Source organism: Bacillus pretiosus (genome assembly GCF_051294775.1).
In the GTDB taxonomy this organism is placed as follows: Bacteria; Bacillota; Bacilli; order Bacillales; family Bacillaceae_G; genus Bacillus_A; species Bacillus_A wiedmannii.
Genome location: NZ_JBPPHF010000001.1, coordinates 724,050 through 741,337, shown reverse-complemented (window position 1 = coordinate 741,337; position 17,288 = coordinate 724,050). Strand labels below are relative to the sequence as shown.

At 34.5% G+C, this 17,288-nt stretch carries 15 protein-coding genes; 3 read left to right on the top strand and 12 right to left on the bottom strand.

The features are described 5' to 3' along the window. Nucleotides 1-54 precede the first annotated feature (54 nt). The 9 genes from ACSG5Z_RS03755 to ACSG5Z_RS03715 all read right to left on the bottom strand — a co-directional run bounded on the left by ACSG5Z_RS03755 (nt 55) and on the right by ACSG5Z_RS03715 (nt 10,979). A complete protein-coding gene (locus tag ACSG5Z_RS03755; RefSeq protein WP_435710699.1) occupies nt 55-1,524 on the bottom strand; it encodes an RNA-guided endonuclease InsQ/TnpB family protein in 1,470 nt (489 codons plus the stop codon). Nucleotides 1,525-1,693: 169 nt separating this feature from the next. Further along, the gene (locus ACSG5Z_RS03750; RefSeq protein ID WP_435710698.1) at nt 1,694-2,923 is read right to left on the bottom strand and encodes an MFS transporter; all 1,230 of its coding nucleotides are present in this window, start codon (nt 2,921-2,923) and stop codon (nt 1,694-1,696) included. A gap of 1 nt (nt 2,924) precedes the next feature. Continuing rightward, nucleotides 2,925-3,461 (bottom strand): NADPH-dependent FMN reductase, encoded by a 537-nt coding sequence (locus ACSG5Z_RS03745; protein WP_000780362.1) that lies wholly within the window; start codon nt 3,459-3,461, stop codon nt 2,925-2,927. Nucleotides 3,462-3,607: 146 nt separating this feature from the next. Continuing rightward, on the bottom strand, nt 3,608-4,762 hold the full coding sequence (locus ACSG5Z_RS03740) for a CgeB family protein (RefSeq protein WP_088063266.1): 1,155 nt from the start codon (nt 4,760-4,762) through the stop codon (nt 3,608-3,610). A gap of 34 nt (nt 4,763-4,796) precedes the next feature. Next, nucleotides 4,797-6,017 carry a tetratricopeptide repeat-containing glycosyltransferase gene (locus tag ACSG5Z_RS03735; RefSeq protein ID WP_087982498.1) on the bottom strand — a complete coding sequence of 407 codons (1,221 nt, stop codon included), beginning with the start codon at nt 6,015-6,017 and terminating at the stop codon, nt 4,797-4,799. Between the two features lie 270 nt (nt 6,018-6,287). Continuing rightward, complete coding sequence (gene gnd / locus ACSG5Z_RS03730; protein WP_060488646.1) at nt 6,288-7,184, bottom strand: phosphogluconate dehydrogenase (NAD(+)-dependent, decarboxylating); 897 nt, start codon at nt 7,182-7,184, stop codon at nt 6,288-6,290. Nucleotides 7,185-7,202: 18 nt separating this feature from the next. Beyond that, nucleotides 7,203-8,552, bottom strand: a complete 1,350-nt coding sequence (locus ACSG5Z_RS03725; RefSeq protein WP_141547252.1) for a GntP family permease — start codon at nt 8,550-8,552, stop codon at nt 7,203-7,205. A gap of 14 nt (nt 8,553-8,566) precedes the next feature. Continuing rightward, nucleotides 8,567-10,105, bottom strand: coding sequence for a gluconokinase (gene gntK / locus ACSG5Z_RS03720; protein ID WP_435710697.1), 1,539 nt, complete (start codon nt 10,103-10,105; stop codon nt 8,567-8,569). Nucleotides 10,106-10,541: 436 nt separating this feature from the next. Continuing rightward, on the bottom strand, nt 10,542-10,979 hold the full coding sequence (locus tag ACSG5Z_RS03715; RefSeq protein WP_060488643.1) for an Lrp/AsnC family transcriptional regulator: 438 nt from the start codon (nt 10,977-10,979) through the stop codon (nt 10,542-10,544). A gap of 142 nt (nt 10,980-11,121) precedes the next feature. Between ACSG5Z_RS03715 and ACSG5Z_RS03710 the strand changes: the two genes are divergently transcribed. The 3 genes from ACSG5Z_RS03710 to ACSG5Z_RS03700 all read left to right on the top strand — a co-directional run bounded on the left by ACSG5Z_RS03710 (nt 11,122) and on the right by ACSG5Z_RS03700 (nt 14,051). Then, nucleotides 11,122-11,703, top strand: coding sequence for a DJ-1/PfpI family protein (locus ACSG5Z_RS03710; RefSeq protein WP_088080590.1), 582 nt, complete (start codon nt 11,122-11,124; stop codon nt 11,701-11,703). A gap of 429 nt (nt 11,704-12,132) precedes the next feature. After that, nucleotides 12,133-13,035 (top strand): ABC transporter permease subunit, encoded by a 903-nt coding sequence (locus ACSG5Z_RS03705; protein ID WP_435710696.1) that lies wholly within the window; start codon nt 12,133-12,135, stop codon nt 13,033-13,035. After that, on the top strand, nt 13,032-14,051 hold the full coding sequence (locus tag ACSG5Z_RS03700) for an ABC transporter permease (protein WP_435710695.1): 1,020 nt from the start codon (nt 13,032-13,034) through the stop codon (nt 14,049-14,051). Before ACSG5Z_RS03705 ends, ACSG5Z_RS03700 begins: the two co-directional genes overlap by 4 nt. A 140-nt stretch (nt 14,052-14,191) precedes the next feature. Here the strand turns inward: ACSG5Z_RS03700 and adhP are convergent, their stop codons facing one another. The 3 genes from adhP to ACSG5Z_RS03685 all read right to left on the bottom strand — a co-directional run bounded on the left by adhP (nt 14,192) and on the right by ACSG5Z_RS03685 (nt 17,276). Further along, nucleotides 14,192-15,229, bottom strand: a complete 1,038-nt coding sequence (gene adhP, locus ACSG5Z_RS03695) for an alcohol dehydrogenase AdhP (RefSeq protein WP_000649116.1) — start codon at nt 15,227-15,229, stop codon at nt 14,192-14,194. 352 nt (nt 15,230-15,581) lie between these two features. After that, nucleotides 15,582-16,436 (bottom strand): MurR/RpiR family transcriptional regulator, encoded by an 855-nt coding sequence (locus tag ACSG5Z_RS03690; protein ID WP_001119633.1) that lies wholly within the window; start codon nt 16,434-16,436, stop codon nt 15,582-15,584. A 192-nt stretch (nt 16,437-16,628) separates the two neighbouring features. After that, on the bottom strand, nt 16,629-17,276 hold the full coding sequence (locus tag ACSG5Z_RS03685; protein WP_087982512.1) for a response regulator: 648 nt from the start codon (nt 17,274-17,276) through the stop codon (nt 16,629-16,631). Between the last annotated feature and the right edge of the window lie 12 nt (nt 17,277-17,288).

Here is a 17,288-nt window from a genome sequence, read left to right as displayed (position 1 = left end):
ATGAACACTCCCCCACTTAGCAAAGCTTGAAGTGGGGGTTTCTAACGTTTCAACCTAACGGACGATTAACGTCAGGGGAGTTAACACATTAGCGAGCTGTTTCACGCCTAACCCCTCTATCCCATTTGTCCATGCATTTGGGATTACTTTTCGTAAAATGTTAGCCGCAGCATTTACATCTGCATTAATTAAAGTTTTATTTGCTGAACGATATATGCCGCGCTCTATTCGTTTTCCTGAAAAAGTTGTATTTTGGTCATTTTCTCCAAACGTTGGAATGAAGTCGTTATCCAGAAAACTTGCTTTCGATGTATATGATTCTTCAGTTACAACAACTTGAATGCCTACAGCATTTGCTTTGTATGTAATCATTTGAATCAGTAAATTATGCGGGATATGACAAAACGATTGGTTATTTCTTTTTCCCATATTCGTTTCTTGTTTCCAACTTTTGTTTTGACCAATAACGATTTTACAAACTTCTTCTTCTTGAGCTAGTTTCACGATATGGTGACTAACTTTATGGAAGACGTCTTTTATTTTCAAGTAACGTTTTTGATGAAGTTTTTCTATCCTTTTAGAAGTAAAAGGTCCTTCATTAGTTTGTTTTCCATTTCTAAGAATGCTTGTAAAATGAATCTTCATTTTATTGTAATATTGATTTATGCTTTTGACATGTTTGCCCTTAACAAGGACAGGTTTCATACCTGTGTTTGTTACGATGGTTGCAAGGTTATCAATCCCTAAATCAATACTCATATAACGAGCATTCTCTTCAATAATTTGTTGTTCAGAAGGAACATCAATCACCAATTCCACTACATATTCATTGTATTTTGGAATCACACGAACTTGTTTCAGTTTACCTTCAGTGAAACCTAGTTTCCCAATATTTAATTGCAATTTCGTCTTTGGAAACTTTAAAAATCTACTGTTTTTAATGATGCAATCTTGGTTTGTATACAGAATCTCTTTTTCAGAAGAACGAATATACTTTGGAATCCTAGGCATTCCAGCATATTTGTTTGGATTCTTTTTATAGTCTTTTAAACTAGCAAAAAAAGATTTCCAATTTTGGAACAAACCTTTCATGATTGACTGGCTACATTGCGTAGGCAAAGCTCGATAATCATTTTGAATCATAGCCTTAAATAGTGCATCTAGAAAGTTGTAATCTACATAAGGGTTTTCAAAATTAGGTTCTGAAAACAAATTACATTTAATCTCTTTCTGTTCTTCTTTAGGTTTTAATTTCTCTTTTTCCAATTTCTTCTGATAGGCAAGAAGTTGTGTGTCATTCATCTTACCAATATTTTTATGAATATTATCCAGAACTTCTTTTTGCAAAGGCTGCAACTCTTTTTCTTGTGTTAATCCAGTGTACACCTGGCGTATATAAAAGTTTGTGGTGTTGTACATATTCTTAGCGTTATGACAACATTCTTGAAAATAAGAATACATACGATGCCCTTTTTTAATCCAGATTTGAAGAGTTTTATAGTTTGATGGATTTTCCTTTGTCATTTTATTCACCTCCTTGTTAAGGATATTATATCAAAAAGAGAACGTACGTTTCTGTTTTTCTTGAAAATAAAATATTTCTTTCGAGAGGACCCCCATCTTCACTTACGTTTAGAGGTGGAAGTTCTCTCGAAAGGCATGATAGAAAAAGCTTGGAAGGCAGAAGTTTTTTTTAAACAATTGATTTATTAGAAACGTTCGTCCCTACTTTACGTTGTGAATATACATAATAAAGAGCAATTCCTAATGATAGAATCAATATACAGCTAAGTACGTAAAACGGGAGCATTACCCCAGCTTTAGATACACCAGCTGTAAACAGCATTAATAATACAATTCGTATTCCTGTACCGATTAATCGAAATAAGCTGTCTACACGTCCCATTACTTCGTTTGGAATTTCCTCCATCATTAATACATTTCTCGCCACTCTTGTACCCGCATTTCCAATTGCATGAAAAATTGCAAGTCCATATAACAACATTACGGAAGGTTCAATAATCATTACGGTAATTGAAATTACATATATGAGCATCGTCATGACGATTGAAACTTCTGTCTTTACATATTTCATCATAATTGGAATACTTATTCCCGCAAGAACTGCTCCGACACCGTACATCATACCTTCTATTGCGTATACAGAGGCACTGGCTTTTAATAGATCTGAAATATATACCGGGATTAAATAATTTGCCATCATGACACCGATAAACGGCATATAAGTCGCCAGTAAAAACCAAAAGAACTTCGGACGCTTTTGCATAAAGTGAATCCCTTCGAACAATTGCTTCTTAAATGTTACTTTTCTTTTTACTTCCTTTTTCTTTACGTACGGTATACATAAGAAAAGGAAAAATGCTCCTGCAAAAGTTAACATATCTACTAACAAGATCCATTTTAAAGAAATGATTTCAATAAGGAAGCTAGCAGCCGCTCCTGAAATAACTTGAGTTAACTGTCCTTGTATTTCCATTGTTCCACTTAAATTTTTATAATGTTCTGCTTGAAATATCTCTTGGTTAAACGCAAATATTGTAGGATAAAATAATAAATAGTAAAATGACCCTGCTATATATATTAGAATATAGTGAATAGAATGATAAGGTTGCCCAGTAAATCCCCATATAGCCATCATTCCAATAACGACTATCCCAATACCTTCATTACATAATAATAAAGATTTTCTTGAAAAACGATCAATACTCTGCCCGATAAACGGTGTTAATAAAAACATAATAAGAGTTGCGATGATGGATAGATAACCAAACGTTGTCTCTCCTCCATTCTCTTTAATTAACAACCACGGAATCGTTACCATAACAATGCCGGAACCAATAGCTGATAGACTATTGGCCCCTAGAATGAAATACAAGCGTGAATCTTTATACAGAGATGGCATATCACTCCACTCCTAGTTGTTTTTTCACCTCTTTATATACGCTCATATATGCTTTTAATTCTTTAACTAGATCATGAATTAACGGTTTTGCATCTTCTCCCAGTTCACCGTCTTGTACATGAAGTCCATCAAGCACAACTTGTTTTGGGATTGCATTTGCGTACACCCCTCTAGCAACAATACGCATACTGTTTAATGCGTTAATGCCACCTTTACCGCCTCCAGCAACTGCAAGTAATGCGACAGGTTTATGAACAAATTCACTACTGCTTAAGTAATCTAACGAATTTTTCAACGCTCCACTCATTGCATTATGATATTCAGGTGTACATAGTACTACACCGTCTGCAGTTTTCACTAATGCCTTTAATTTTTTTACCGCTTCTAATTCACGTTGTGATTCTTCCCCGTTATATAAAGGCAGTTCCTCTACTGATAAATCGTATAACTCCCCTTCAAATTGATCAGCAATATATTTTGCCACCACACGAGTTCTACCGAATTTTCTTGGCGTACCGTTAATAACGACTAGTTTCATAATTATTTCTCTCCTTTGTTTTTCAGTTATACTTATATATTATCAGAAATTTCTATACAAAACACAATATAAAGAGGGAACTAGCTTAATAAAATAGTATGATAGACGAAAAAAAGAACTCATACGAAAGTAGGAGTTCTTCACAATTACTTTTCTTCCGCTTTATCGCTCAGTATGTCTATGCTTCTTTTTGCTTCAAAATGGTTATACGCTTTTTCTGCTAATTTAATACGTTCTTCTGGTAATTCTATATATTTCATAACGTTTTCTATTATTTTTTCATACGGAGTAAACACTATTCCTGGCCACTCTATCTCGTCCTCAGGATTACTATTTTCAGAGATAATAAATTTCTTATTTGCCACTGCATAAGAAACTCGAGGAGTTTCAAGAATACCCGATAAGTAAAAATGAATATTTAGTATAATTTTAGACCTAGCAATCAACTCATTTCTAACAATTCCCCACGCATTATTTTTAAAAACAATATTTAAATTCGGGGCAACTACTTTTAATTGATTAAAAATAGCTTGTCGCCTTGGGTTAAGAGCACCTATAAACAGTATATCAATGTCTTCAGTTAACTCTTCATCAAATGCATCTTTTTTTATTTCTAGAGTTGGGGCATAGTTCATTTCCACATGTTTTATTTCTTTTCCTACTCCTTTTTGTTTTAACCATTCTATATTTTGTTTACTATAATCCCAAATTTCCTTATCTTTTAATAACATTAAATAAAGAGGATGCGCATAAGGACTTCCTTCATATAGCTGTTCTAAATTATAAACAATTGCATTTTTTGGTAGTAGATTCGGATTATGTGCGTACGTATGCGCTCCAAAAACAATTGTATTTTTCACATTTTCTAGTATTGTTTCTGAAATAATTGCTGTATTTCCCTCCTGCTCCAATCGCCATTTCAAAGCTCGCGCAACATCTATAAAACTACCATACGTCTTTGGGCATATAAAAAGACAATAATCATATTCTTTATTCAAATAAGCTTCCATTAGTCTTAAATTATTTTTATATAAATCCACATCCGGATATTTAATTAAAAGCTCACTTGCATGTTTTTTTGCTACTTTATACATTCCAGCATAATAAGCAGCAATGCACCTTCTTAATTCGATTTTTTGCCGATGCTCTTCTGCTACGTCCATGTCTATAAGGAGATTTGCGATACAATACGCTTTTAAATGATCACGATCATAATAATAATCTAGTAGTGGCATCAATTCTTCATACGTATTTCCATGCACGGATTCCCCTAGTTCTAGCGCCCATCGTATTAATTCCATGATTACTCCACTACTCCTTTAACCGACAATGTATTTAATAAAATTTCGCATTACTTTCTACCATATTTGCTATATGCAACGGTAGCTCTTCTTTTCTCGATTCCAAATATTTTTGTGATACTGCACCTAAATGTTTTTTATGCGGTATATAAAAAGCACTTATAGAAATCTCATAGTCAAATAAGTAATCATACACATGATAATCTACAAATAGCAGATCATTTTTCGGAAAAGGAATTTCCTTCCCTTGCAACGCATACATCAAAGCAATATTATTTTGAGATTTTAATCGATACATTCTTGCAAGTTGGTATAATGGCTCAGCCCGAGTTGGTCTATATTCCCACGCTTTTTGAAAATAAAGAATAGCTAATGCTGTATATTGCTCTTCTTGCGCCTTAGCATTTTCTTTTTCATCCACTTCTGTTACCTCATATTGTTTATTTGCTGAACGGTTTGCTAATTGTTCATAACAAAATCCTATTCGCAATAACGAATAGAACACCTCTTCAACCCATCCACCTGCTTCCACTCTTTTTTTGTACCATTTAATCGAATCTTCAAATTGACTTAAATGAAAATAAGTTTGGGCTAAGTAAAATAAATATCTTATATGCAAATCTGGCGTTGTTTCTGGATCACTCAATCCTTGTAACAACAACCGCTCATCTCTCTCAAATTTATCAGCTTTACTACCACCATCCCCAGGATCGTTAACGACAAGCGTCTCTAACCTAGCTACCCTCGTATTGTAATTCGCACCAACTTTGGAACGATCTATATCCCAATACTCATGAGTAACACCGACAGATTTCCATGGTAAAGAAGCTTTCAAAAGGCGTGTAAGCCAATACTTAATATGAATATCATATTGCATTGTAAGATAGTGGTCTTCCGTTAAACTAGTCTTATCAAACTCGGGATCAACTTCTAATATCATATCTGCATCTAATATTAATAAATAATCTGCTTCTGGATATGTTTTTTGTGCTAATGAAACTGCTAAACTTCTGTTATAGCCAAAATTTTGAAATGGTTCATGATGAACTGTTCCAGGGATTTCATTTTCTTCACACCAATTTTCAATAATTTCAGGTGTATTATCAGTTGATCCCGTATCACAAATAGAAACAAAATCTACAATTGATTTTGTAGCATTTAAACATCTTTCCATAATTCTAGACTCGTTTTTAACAATCATACAAAGACATAACTTTTTTTCTTCCCCTGCATTCTTCACTTGCTCATTTCCCATTTAACCACCTCATATTTTATTAACACGCTCTTTTCATATGTAACACCACTTCATAGCTACACTGATGACATAATCATCCTTTTACTATTTATGAAATTTTCATTTTATTTATTCTTATTTTTATGTTGGAACATCTTTCATGCTTCACTATATATTTGATACAATCAGTACAAATAAACAATGATTGATTGGTATTTTTAAATTAGAAATTTCTTAAACTATAAAAAAAGAAACTTGCGCCTATGCACAAGTTTCTTTTTAAAAACAACCTTATTTTTTCACAACTTCATGTCCACCGAACTGATTACGAAGAGCTGAAACTACTTTTCCGTGGAATGTATCATCTTCTTGAGAACGGTAGCGCATAAATAATGACATTGCGATTACCGGTGCTGCCGCTTGAAGTTCAAGTGCCGTTTCCACAGTCCATTTCCCTTCTCCTGAAGAGTTCATCACACCTTTAATGCCATCCAGTTTAGGATCATCTGCAAATGCCTTTTCAGTTAAGTCCATTAACCAACCGCGGATAACCGATCCGTTTGCCCATACTTTAGCAACATCTTCATAATTGAAATCAAAATCACTTTTATCTAACACTTCAAAGCCTTCAGCGATTGCTTGCATCATTCCGTATTCAATACCGTTATGAACCATTTTTAAGAAATGACCACTTCCGACGCGGCCTGCATAAGAATACCCATTCTCTACTGCTAAATCTTTAAATAAAGGTTCTAATTGATCATAAATTTCTTTTTCTCCACCAACCATTAAGCAAGCACCGTATCTAGCTCCCTCTACACCGCCTGATGTACCGATATCTACGTAATGTAAACCAAAACTTTTCGCTTCTTCAGCACGGCGTAACGTATCTTTATAGAATGAATTCCCGCCTTCAATAACGATATCGCCTTCCTCTAATAATGGATATACATCTTTTAGTACCGATTCAACAACTTCTCCCGCAGGTACCATTACCCAAATTGTACGAGGAGCTTCTAGTTCAGCAATCATTTCTTTTAATGTATGACGAGCGGTAATCCCTATTGCCCCTGCCTTTTCAACAAGCTCTTTATTAACGTCATATACCACTACTTCATGCTTGTCTTCATATAAATGTTCTGCTAATGGGAATCCCATTTTTCCTAATCCAATTAAACCTAGTTTCATATTAATCAATCTCCCATTCTATACAAATATATTTAATAATGAAATGAGTCCAAGTGCTACAACAGATAATATCGTCTCCATTGCAGTCCATGTTAATAATGTTTCTTTCACAGTCATTCCGAAATATTCTTTAATCATCCAAAATCCAGAATCATTTACATGTGATAAAATTAATGACCCTGCACCTGTTGCAAGTGCTAGTAGTTCAACATTTACACCTGGTGTACTTGCTGCAATCGGCGCAACAATACCAGCTGCTGTCATCATAGAAACCGTTGCCGATCCAGTTGCGATTCGGATAAGTGCCGCAATTCCCCAGCCTAATAATATCGGTGAAATATGAGATTCTTTCGCCATTTCTGCGATTGTCGTTCCAATTCCAGAATCTAATAATACTTTATTAAATGCGCCGCCTGCACCGATAACTAACAGTATGTTCGCAATAGGCCCAAGGCAATCGTTTGTAAATTGTAATACTTTATCCTTTGAGAAACCTTTTGCATAACCAAGACTAAAGAAAGAGTATATCGTTGCAATTAATAACGCGACGATTGGATCTCCAATGAAGTGCAATACTTGTGCAAGTTGACTTGTTTTGTTTAGTGCTACTTCCGCAATTGATGCACCTAGCATTAGAAATACTGGAAGTAAAATTGTAAACAATGTATTTCCGAAACTAGGAAGCTCCTTCTTCTTATCTCTTTCAATAAATTGCTCCGCTATATCTAATGGTACTTCTTTATGTATACGAGCACCAATCCATTTCCCGTAAAGCGGACCTGAAATGATTGCAGTTGGAAGTCCGACGATTAAAGCATATAAAATTGTCTTCCCTACATCTGCTTTAAAAATACCTACTGCTGCCATCGCTGCTGGATGTGGCGGAACGAGTCCGTGTACAACAGATAAACCTGCTACTAGTGGAATACCGATTGTAATAAGTGATACCCCTGTTTCTAACGCAATTGTAAATACTAATGGAATTAGTAGTACAAATCCAACTTGGAAAAATACTGGAATCCCTACTAAAAATGCAACGAACATCATCGCCCAGTGAACACGTTTCTTCCCAAAACGATCTATTAATGTGGTAGCAATTCGTTCAGCACCGCCAGATTCGGCCATCATTTTTCCTAGCATCGTTCCTAATGCTAAAACTATCGCTAAAAACCCTAACGTATTACCAAGCCCTAGTTTAATAGAATCGATAATCCCTGGATCTTTTGGTGAAGTTCCAATCAATGGCATTCCCATTGCAAGTCCTACACCAATTGCTGTTAAAATTAACGCGACAAACGGATGCCATTTTACTACTGTAATAAGTAAAAGTAGTATGACAACTGCCGCTAGTACGATTCCAACTACCATTTCTCCCAATCCCCCTATTGTTTACGTTGGAAAGCAGCTATACAATCAAATTCTTCTTTCAAGCGATTGTAAAGTCGTTCATACATATAAAACATTTCTAAATATATAGCCGTATTTTCTTTATTCGGTACATGATGATGAACAATATCAATCCAATCCTTTACCTCTTCAAGAGAATCAATTTTTCCTACAGCATATAAAGCAACTGCCGCTGCCCCAAGCGCAGATGCTTCATGACTTTCAGGAACAAGCAATTCTTTTCCCATCATATCGGATAACATTTGTCTCCAAAATGCAGATTTCGCAAAACCTCCTGAAACGCGTATTTCAGTAAGTGGCCCTGTACAATCCCTGATTGCGAGTGCAACAGAATATACGCTCATACAAACACCTTCCATGACTGCACGTATAAAATGTTCTCGTTTATGCTGAAGGTTTATTCCAAAGAATGTACCACGAGCATTTGCATTCCAGTACGGTGCACGCTCTCCAGATAAAAACGGTAAAAATAGCAATCCACCCGCTCCAGCTGGTACACTTTCCGCATACTTAATTAATAAATCATACGGATCAATGCCAAGTTTTTTTGCTACTTCTTGCTCTGGGCTACCAAATTCATCACGTAACCATCTCAGTAATATTCCGCCGTTATTCGTTGGTCCGCCGATCACCCAGTGCTCGTCTGTTAATGCATAACAAAACGTTCTTCCTTTTTCATCTGTATTAACACTTGATGAAATTGTTCGAACCGCACCACTTGTACCAATTGTAATTGCAGCTGAGCCAGGCGATATTGCCCCAACGCCCACATTCGCAAGAACACCATCACTTGCACCAATAACAACTGGCGTATCTTCACGAATACCCATCTTTTGTGCTAATTCCGGTTTCATACCCGACAAAATATATGTAGTTGGCACTGGTGTTGATAATTGTTCTGGTGACATACGTAACAACGTTAAAACATCTTCATCCCAGTTTAATGTTTCTAAATTAAATAACCCAGTAGCTGATGCTATTGAATAATCCACTACGTAACGTGAAAACAATTGATACATAACATACTCTTTAATGGAAATAAATTTATATGCGCTCGCATATAATTCTGGCTCTTCCTCTTTCATCCACAATAATTTAGAAAGTGGCGACATCGGATGAATTGGTGTACCCGTTCGTCTATAAATTTCATGACCATTCATATGTTGTAATAATTTTTCTGACTGTTTCGTACTTCGATTATCTGCCCAAATGATAGAACGCGTTAATGGTGCACCGTTTTTATCTACTGCAATTAATGCGTGCATTGCTGTACTAATACCGATTGAAGAAATATCCTCTGGTAACACGTTACCCTTCCGGATGGCAACGCTTACAGTTTTATATACAGCAGCACATATTACATCAGGATCTTGCTCAGCCCATCCGACATTCGGTTGAATAATTGGATAATCAACTGCATGTGATGCAACGACTTTTCCTTTTTCTGTAAATACAACCGTTTTTGTACTTGTGGTACCGATATCAATCCCGATTACTCTCCCCCTTGTTTCCATGCGAATCTTCCCTTCGTTTCTAGCAAAATACGATCTAGTAAACCGTTTACATGAATTAGTATATAAAATATTTTTTCATTAATCAAGTTTTAAAAAGAAAATTTTTTTCATAACAAAAAATATATCCCCCTCATTCCATTTCACTTACATACTAAATTTAGATTTTCCCCGCGGTAAAGTTGCGTTATATTCGTTACATTTCGCAACACACTCTCTTTTTCTTTCATTAACAACACATACATAGTTCTTCCTTACGTTCTACTCATTTGCATGAAAAAGAGTTGAGAAGCAATATTCATTTTTAAGGGTCACTTTACATAACCATCAAGCTAAGAAAAATGATTAGTGACCCTTCTTTTTATACAAGTCCGAAAAATAAGGGATATTTTTAAAAGATTATTAAGTGGGCAATAGTTAATTGATTAGGCCAGTATTTTTATTCTTCACTAATAAAGGGAGCAATTATCTTTTTTTCATGAGAAGATAACACGATATTTGTTGATGGCGTACCATATTGCATCGAATCATCAATAAATTTTTCTAAACTTTCTACAGAATACGTTGCTAATTTGACAATATAGCTAATTTCCCCTGCTACTCTGTAACACTCAATTACATCTGGATGATTATAGCAAAAGTTAGATAATGATTTACAATTCGTTGATTTAAACAATATAAGTGCAGAAATTGGACGATTAATTTTTTTTAGAGAAACACGTGCATGGTAACCTTCAATAATCTGTTGCTCCTCTAACTTCCTTACTCGCTCAGTTACTGACGGAGAAGATAAGTGAACTGCTTCAGCTAAATCCTTCATTGAAATTTTTGCATTTGACTGTAATAACCCCACGATTTTTTTATCAATTTGATCCATAAACTATCCAACCTTTTTTTATAAAATAGAATAACCTAAATTCTTTATATAATAAAGCCAAACAATTGAATATCCTTATTTAACTTATTCATCAGCTTTTTATATTTATATAAAATAAGGATATTAGGAGGCGATTTACGATATGAAAAAGATTTTATTATTATTAGCTGACGGATTTGAAGCAGTAGAAGCTAGTGTATTTACAGACGTACTAGGCTGGAATAAGTGGGAGGGTGATGGATCGACCGAGGTCATAACAGCTGGTCTTCGGGATAAATTAACCTGTACTTGGAATTTTACTGTCATACCCGAAAAAACGGTTGATAATATTCAATTGGATGAGTTTGATGCACTAGCTATTCCAGGAGGGTTTGAAGAAGCTGGTTTTTATCGGGATGCATTCAGTAAAGAATTCTTACATGTTATTCAACATTTCCATGTCAAACAGAAGCCTATTGCAAGTATTTGTGTTGCATCATTAGCGCTTGGTAAAAGTGGAATTCTTATAGATAAAAAAGCTACCACATACAGTCATCCAACGAGTAAACGAAAAGAGCAGTTAAAGAATTTCGGTGCAAAAGTACAAAATGATTTAATTGTTCAAGATGGAAATATTATTACATCTTCAAATCCAGGTACAGCTTTTGATGTTGCATTTTTATTACTTGAAAAATTAACATCTAAACAGAACGCTAAACATGTAAAGAATCTTATGGGGTTTTAAACATTAAACTTCAACAAAGAGATAATTCTAGAGCTTGTTAGAATTATCTCTTTGTTGAACCACAGGTGCCCTCCTAGGAATTCATTGATCCCTAGGAGTTTTTTAAATTTCCTACACGTAGCCTAAAAGAAGAAACCATCTCGTCTAAAATTAACTTTGCATCAGCTTAGCTTTATCGCGCTGAAGTCGCGTAACATAGCCGCTACCTCTCCAAATAAGAATTCTGTACATTTTGCTCTATTAATTGTTTTTGGTTCACTCATCCTATTACCTTAATAAACTTAGAGCGCGGATCCTACTATAACTTTATTAACTTGTAAATATATGTTCCATACTATAAAATCTAATAGTATTTTTATTTTTCAGAAAAATAAAACAATATTTTAGACTTTATTGTATAATGTTGTAAAAAGATGTCGGAGGGATTTAATGTTACATAAAATATCTCAATTCACAATTAAGCTTTCATCAATTCTTTTATCACTGTTACTATTATTAAATTTACCTTATTTATTTATCACTCAACAAGGATTCACCTTTCAACCAATTTATTTTTTTAACCAGATCGTTACTATGTTAAAACAGGTTTTCTCACCTGAATCATTGTTGGTTATAGGATCAGACCCAAAGTTTGGTCATTTAAAAACAACACCACTATTTCCAACTGTTTTAGAACCTTACCTATATTCGTTTATTGTATTATTTGTGGCCTTTTTGCTTGCGCTCTTTATCTCATCTAGCATGGCATTTTTTTATTTTTTAGCAAAAGATTATATAAAAAAATGGATAAACCGGATTGTGTTCATATTAGAAGCTGTCCCTGATATGATGATGATGATTTGTTTGCAAATATTTTTCATTTGGGTACTTAAGAAATTTGAGGAAGCTCCTTTCACCATTATTTCTTTTAATGAAAATCGTGCTTATTTACTCCCTATTTTATCTTTAGCGGTCTTACCTACATTACAAATGTTTCGGATGATGGTGTTATACATACAAGAAGAACATGGAAAACATTACATAGAGGTTGCATATGGAAAAGGGTTTTCATCAAGTTATATACTATGCATTCATTTATTCAAAAATATATCTATCCACTTTTTCCACCATTTAAAAACGATTTTTGTTTTCTTACTTTCTAACTTATTCATTTTAGAATTTGTTTTTAATATGCAAGGCATTATTCAATTTTTATTTAAAAAGGCGTTTATTTCACCTCCAGCTGCATTTATCATACTTGTCATGATTATCTTACCGTTTTATGCCATTTTTCAAATAACCTCTTTCATGATGAATAGATGGCAAAAGCAATTGAAAGGAGCAGCTTTATGAAATCTATTTGGAAATCAAAACGCTTTTTAATCGGCTTTACTTATTTATTCATACTTGTTTCAGCTAGTTTTATTTATAGTTGGTTCTTTAAAGATAACATCCCAAAACCTCCTCAGTTACTTTACAATGACAATAACGAATTACTTGGAAAGGCCCCCTTTCCACCATCGTTAATACCTCCTTTTGGATCTGATCGTTTTGGAGAATCTGTTTTCTTACAAATTATAGAAGGAGCAAAATTTACCATTTTATTAGCCGTGGCAATTAGCTTCTTTCGCATTTTATTCGGAACATGTATAGGGATCCTCTTAAGTTTATATGCTCCAAAATTCAAGAGATTTTTCCAGTCATGCTCAGAAGTTTTTTATTACATTCCTACTTTATTTATCGCATTTATACTCATCACACCCGTTAATATTGTAATCGTATCAAATGCTGATAGATTAGATCCAAATATTTCATTTGCGTTTTATCAAGTACTCGTACTTATTTTCGTCGCTCTACCTACACTTTCTTTATATATATCCTCAGAGGTTGATGAATTTATGAAACAAGATTACATTTTAAGTTCCCAATTGCTAGGGGCTAGCCGTTTTCATATTATCAAAAAACACTTACGAGTCTTATTACTTGACCGCTTATTTGTGTTATTTATGGAACATATCGTTCAAACTCTCATACTCGTTATCCATTTAGCGTTGCTTGATATTGTAATTGGTGGGATACAAATGCGTGAACTCTATGACGGAGTACTCAAACCTGTTTCTCTATCTAATGATTGGGCAGGCCTTATTGGATTAAATCGTTATGAAATGAATATTTCATGGTGGATTATTTTGTATACTCTCGTTTCATTCTTTATTACGATTCTATTTATAAAGCTTATGACAATCGGGATTCAAGATGCACTGAAAGCAAGAGATTCGCAAGTTGTAGCAATTCAAACCCTTCCAAATCATAAAAAATTTGTTAAAAGTAAAGATTCTTTTTCGTTTGTAGATAAAGTGAACCTTTAATCCTTTCTCGTTAGTCGACATTGATAGTAGTGGAATGCAAAGAAGATGATTCCTGTTGAATGCAGGGATCATCTTCTTTCTGCCGTCTAACTTTTTTACATGTCTTTAGCTAGACTCATGCTTTTTATATTTAAAATGAATTATTTGCAATCACAATTATGCTGTTTAAAATCGATTACCATACGCCCTTGAATTCTACCTTGTTCCATTTCTTCGAATACATTTTGTACTTTATCTAGAGAACAAGTTTGAACAACCGGCACTACTTTTCCTTCTGCACCGAACATGAATGCCTCTTCTAAGTCTTTACGAGTACCGACTAGAGAACCAACTACTTCAATTCCATCTAGTACAAGTCGCGGAATGTTTAAATCCATAGTTTCTACTGGTAAACCTACTGCAACGACTTTACCACAAGCACGTACTGCATCAACTGCTGAATTGAACGCTACTTTAGAAACGGCTGTTACTACAGCAGCATAAGCACCACCAAACTCATCTTGAACAATCTTATCAGCAGGACCTTGAGAAATTGGATTGATAGTCATATCCGCACCAACCTCTTTTGCTAATGCTAATTTATCGTCATTAATATCTACTGCAATTACCTTTGCACCAAATACGTTTTTAGCATATTGGATAGCTAGGTTACCTAATCCACCACACCCATAGATGACGATAGGTTGACCAGGTTTAATGTCTGATACTTTTATTGCTTTATATGTAGTTACGCCTGCACATGTGATTGATGATGCTTGAGCAGGATCTAATCCTTCTGGTACTTTCACAGCATAATCAGCTGTAACAATACATTGTTCTGCCATACCACCATCTACTGAATAACCAGCATTCTTAACTTCACGGCAAAATGTTTCTCTACCAGTTATGCAATATTCACAACGTCCACAAGATTGGAACATCCATGCAATACTTACACGGTCACCTATTTTTAGTGAAGTTACATCATCAGCAATTTTCGTAACAATACCTACACCCTCATGACCAAGAATACGGCCATCTGTGTTTCCAAAATCATGATTTGCAACGTGTAAATCAGTATGACAAACTCCACAATACTCTACATCTACTAGCGCTTCACCTGAGTGTAACGGACGTAATTCCTTTTCAATAACTTCAATGTTTGCTTTACTATTTTTATTAACTACTACTGCTTTCATATGTGATCTCCCCTTTAGTGTTTTAGAATTTTAATGAGTTCATCTCACAACTTCTTTCTTCACTGGTTCGGCTAATCATTATGCCAAATTTAAATGTTCAATCATCATTACACGTTCATCATAACATGTAATTTTAAAAGCTTATTGTTAAATATTGAACAATATTTGAATTATTAACCAAATGTTTATTTGAAGGGAAAACTGAAATTGCATCTATGTATAGTTTATTAGAACTCTACGCGGGAGTAAAAAACTCAATTAATAAAGATTTTTTAAAACAGGAAATTATAATCATCAAATTTTCACAAAAGACTATTTGCCAATATAAAAAGCCCTTCAATTGAAGGACTTTTTATATTCGTTTCATCGAAATTGTTTCGCGTATACTTTGTAAATTTTGCAACGTTTCTTCTTGACGTTGTAACGATAACCCAACGTATAAAGTATCTAATAAACTTAACTGTGCTAATCTTGATGAACTTGCTTCTGTGCGGAATTCCGTCTCACGTGTTGAAGTATATAAAGTAATATCAGCAAGTTGACTTAATGCTGATTTCTGATAGCTCGTAATTGCAATAATGTGAGCTCCCCTTGCTTTTGCTACTTCTAACGCTTCCAGTAACCCTTTATTGCTACCAGAATGAGAAATTGCAATTACCACTGCTTCTTTAGTAAGTAAACCCGCACCCATAATTTGAAAATGTGAATCTGTATGAGCAATACAAGAAATACCCGTTCTCATAAATTTATGATATGCATCCATCGCTATAATACCAGAACCACCATTTCCATAAAACTCAATACGACTTGCATCTTGCAATACCTTTACGGCTTGCTCTAGCGCTGTATCATTTAACAAATGCAATGTATCTTGCAGCCCTGTAATATGCGAATGAAAAACTTTTTTAGCAACAGTTACCATACTATCTTCTGCCGATACTTCTTCATGAATATTTTGCATAGGAGTATGTACAATTTCACGAGCTAATGTAATCTTTAAATCTTGAAACCCTTGAAAACCGAGGTGCTTACATAAGCGGAATATCGTAGCTTCAGAACTATTCGTAACTTCAGCTAATTCTGTAATAGATTTATGTACAACATCTTGTGGATGTTTCAATATATGTTCGGCAATACTTCGCAATTTCGGTGATAAACCGTTTAACGAAGCCTGAATCTTTCCAATCCCACTTCTTGTACCTGGCATAGCATATCTTCCCCTTCCATCGTAGTTTTATTGTACCTAATTATAGAAAGAAGAAAAACCTTTATTTAGCACTACTATAAATTGAAACTTTAATCAGTGAGAGTATTGTACATCTCCCACTAATTATAAGCCCGCAAATAGCGGGATAAATTTTAAATACTCCTATGTATTCTGTCGTAACATAGGACATAATTATTCATACTTATTATTTCCCCCGTGCTTCACCGCAAATAATGCAGCTTGCGTACGATCATCTACTTCCAATTTAGCTAAAACATTTGAAACGTGTGTTTTCACAGTCTGTTCTGTAATATGAAGCTCTGCTGCAATTTCTTTATTACTTCGCCCTTTCGCAATTTCACGAAGTACTTCTTGCTCTCTTTTTGTTAACATGGAAAAAGGGTTCTCTTTTTCTTTCTTAACTGCTGATCGTCCTAATAGTGCTGGTGTTACTTTCGGATGAAAATTCGCATTCCCTTCATGTACTGCGATAATTGAAGCTACAAGTTGCTCAGGTTGTACTTCTTTTAATTGATAACCATCTGCACCAGCTTCCAGTGCTGGTAAAACATAATCTTGCTCTGAAAAACTACTTAATATAAGTATTTTTATTGTCTCATCATATTGCTTTATTCGTTTTGTTGCTTCAATACCATCCATCTTCGGCATTGATAAATCCATTAATACTACATCTGGCCTTTCTGTTCGGACGAATGTTAATGCCTCTTCCCCATTTTCTGCTTCCCCAACTATTTCAAATTCTTCTCTCGTTTTCAAAAAGAAGACAAGCCCTCTTCGAACGATATGATGATCCTCAACTAGTAGTAATTTAATCTTCAACCTTCTTCTCCC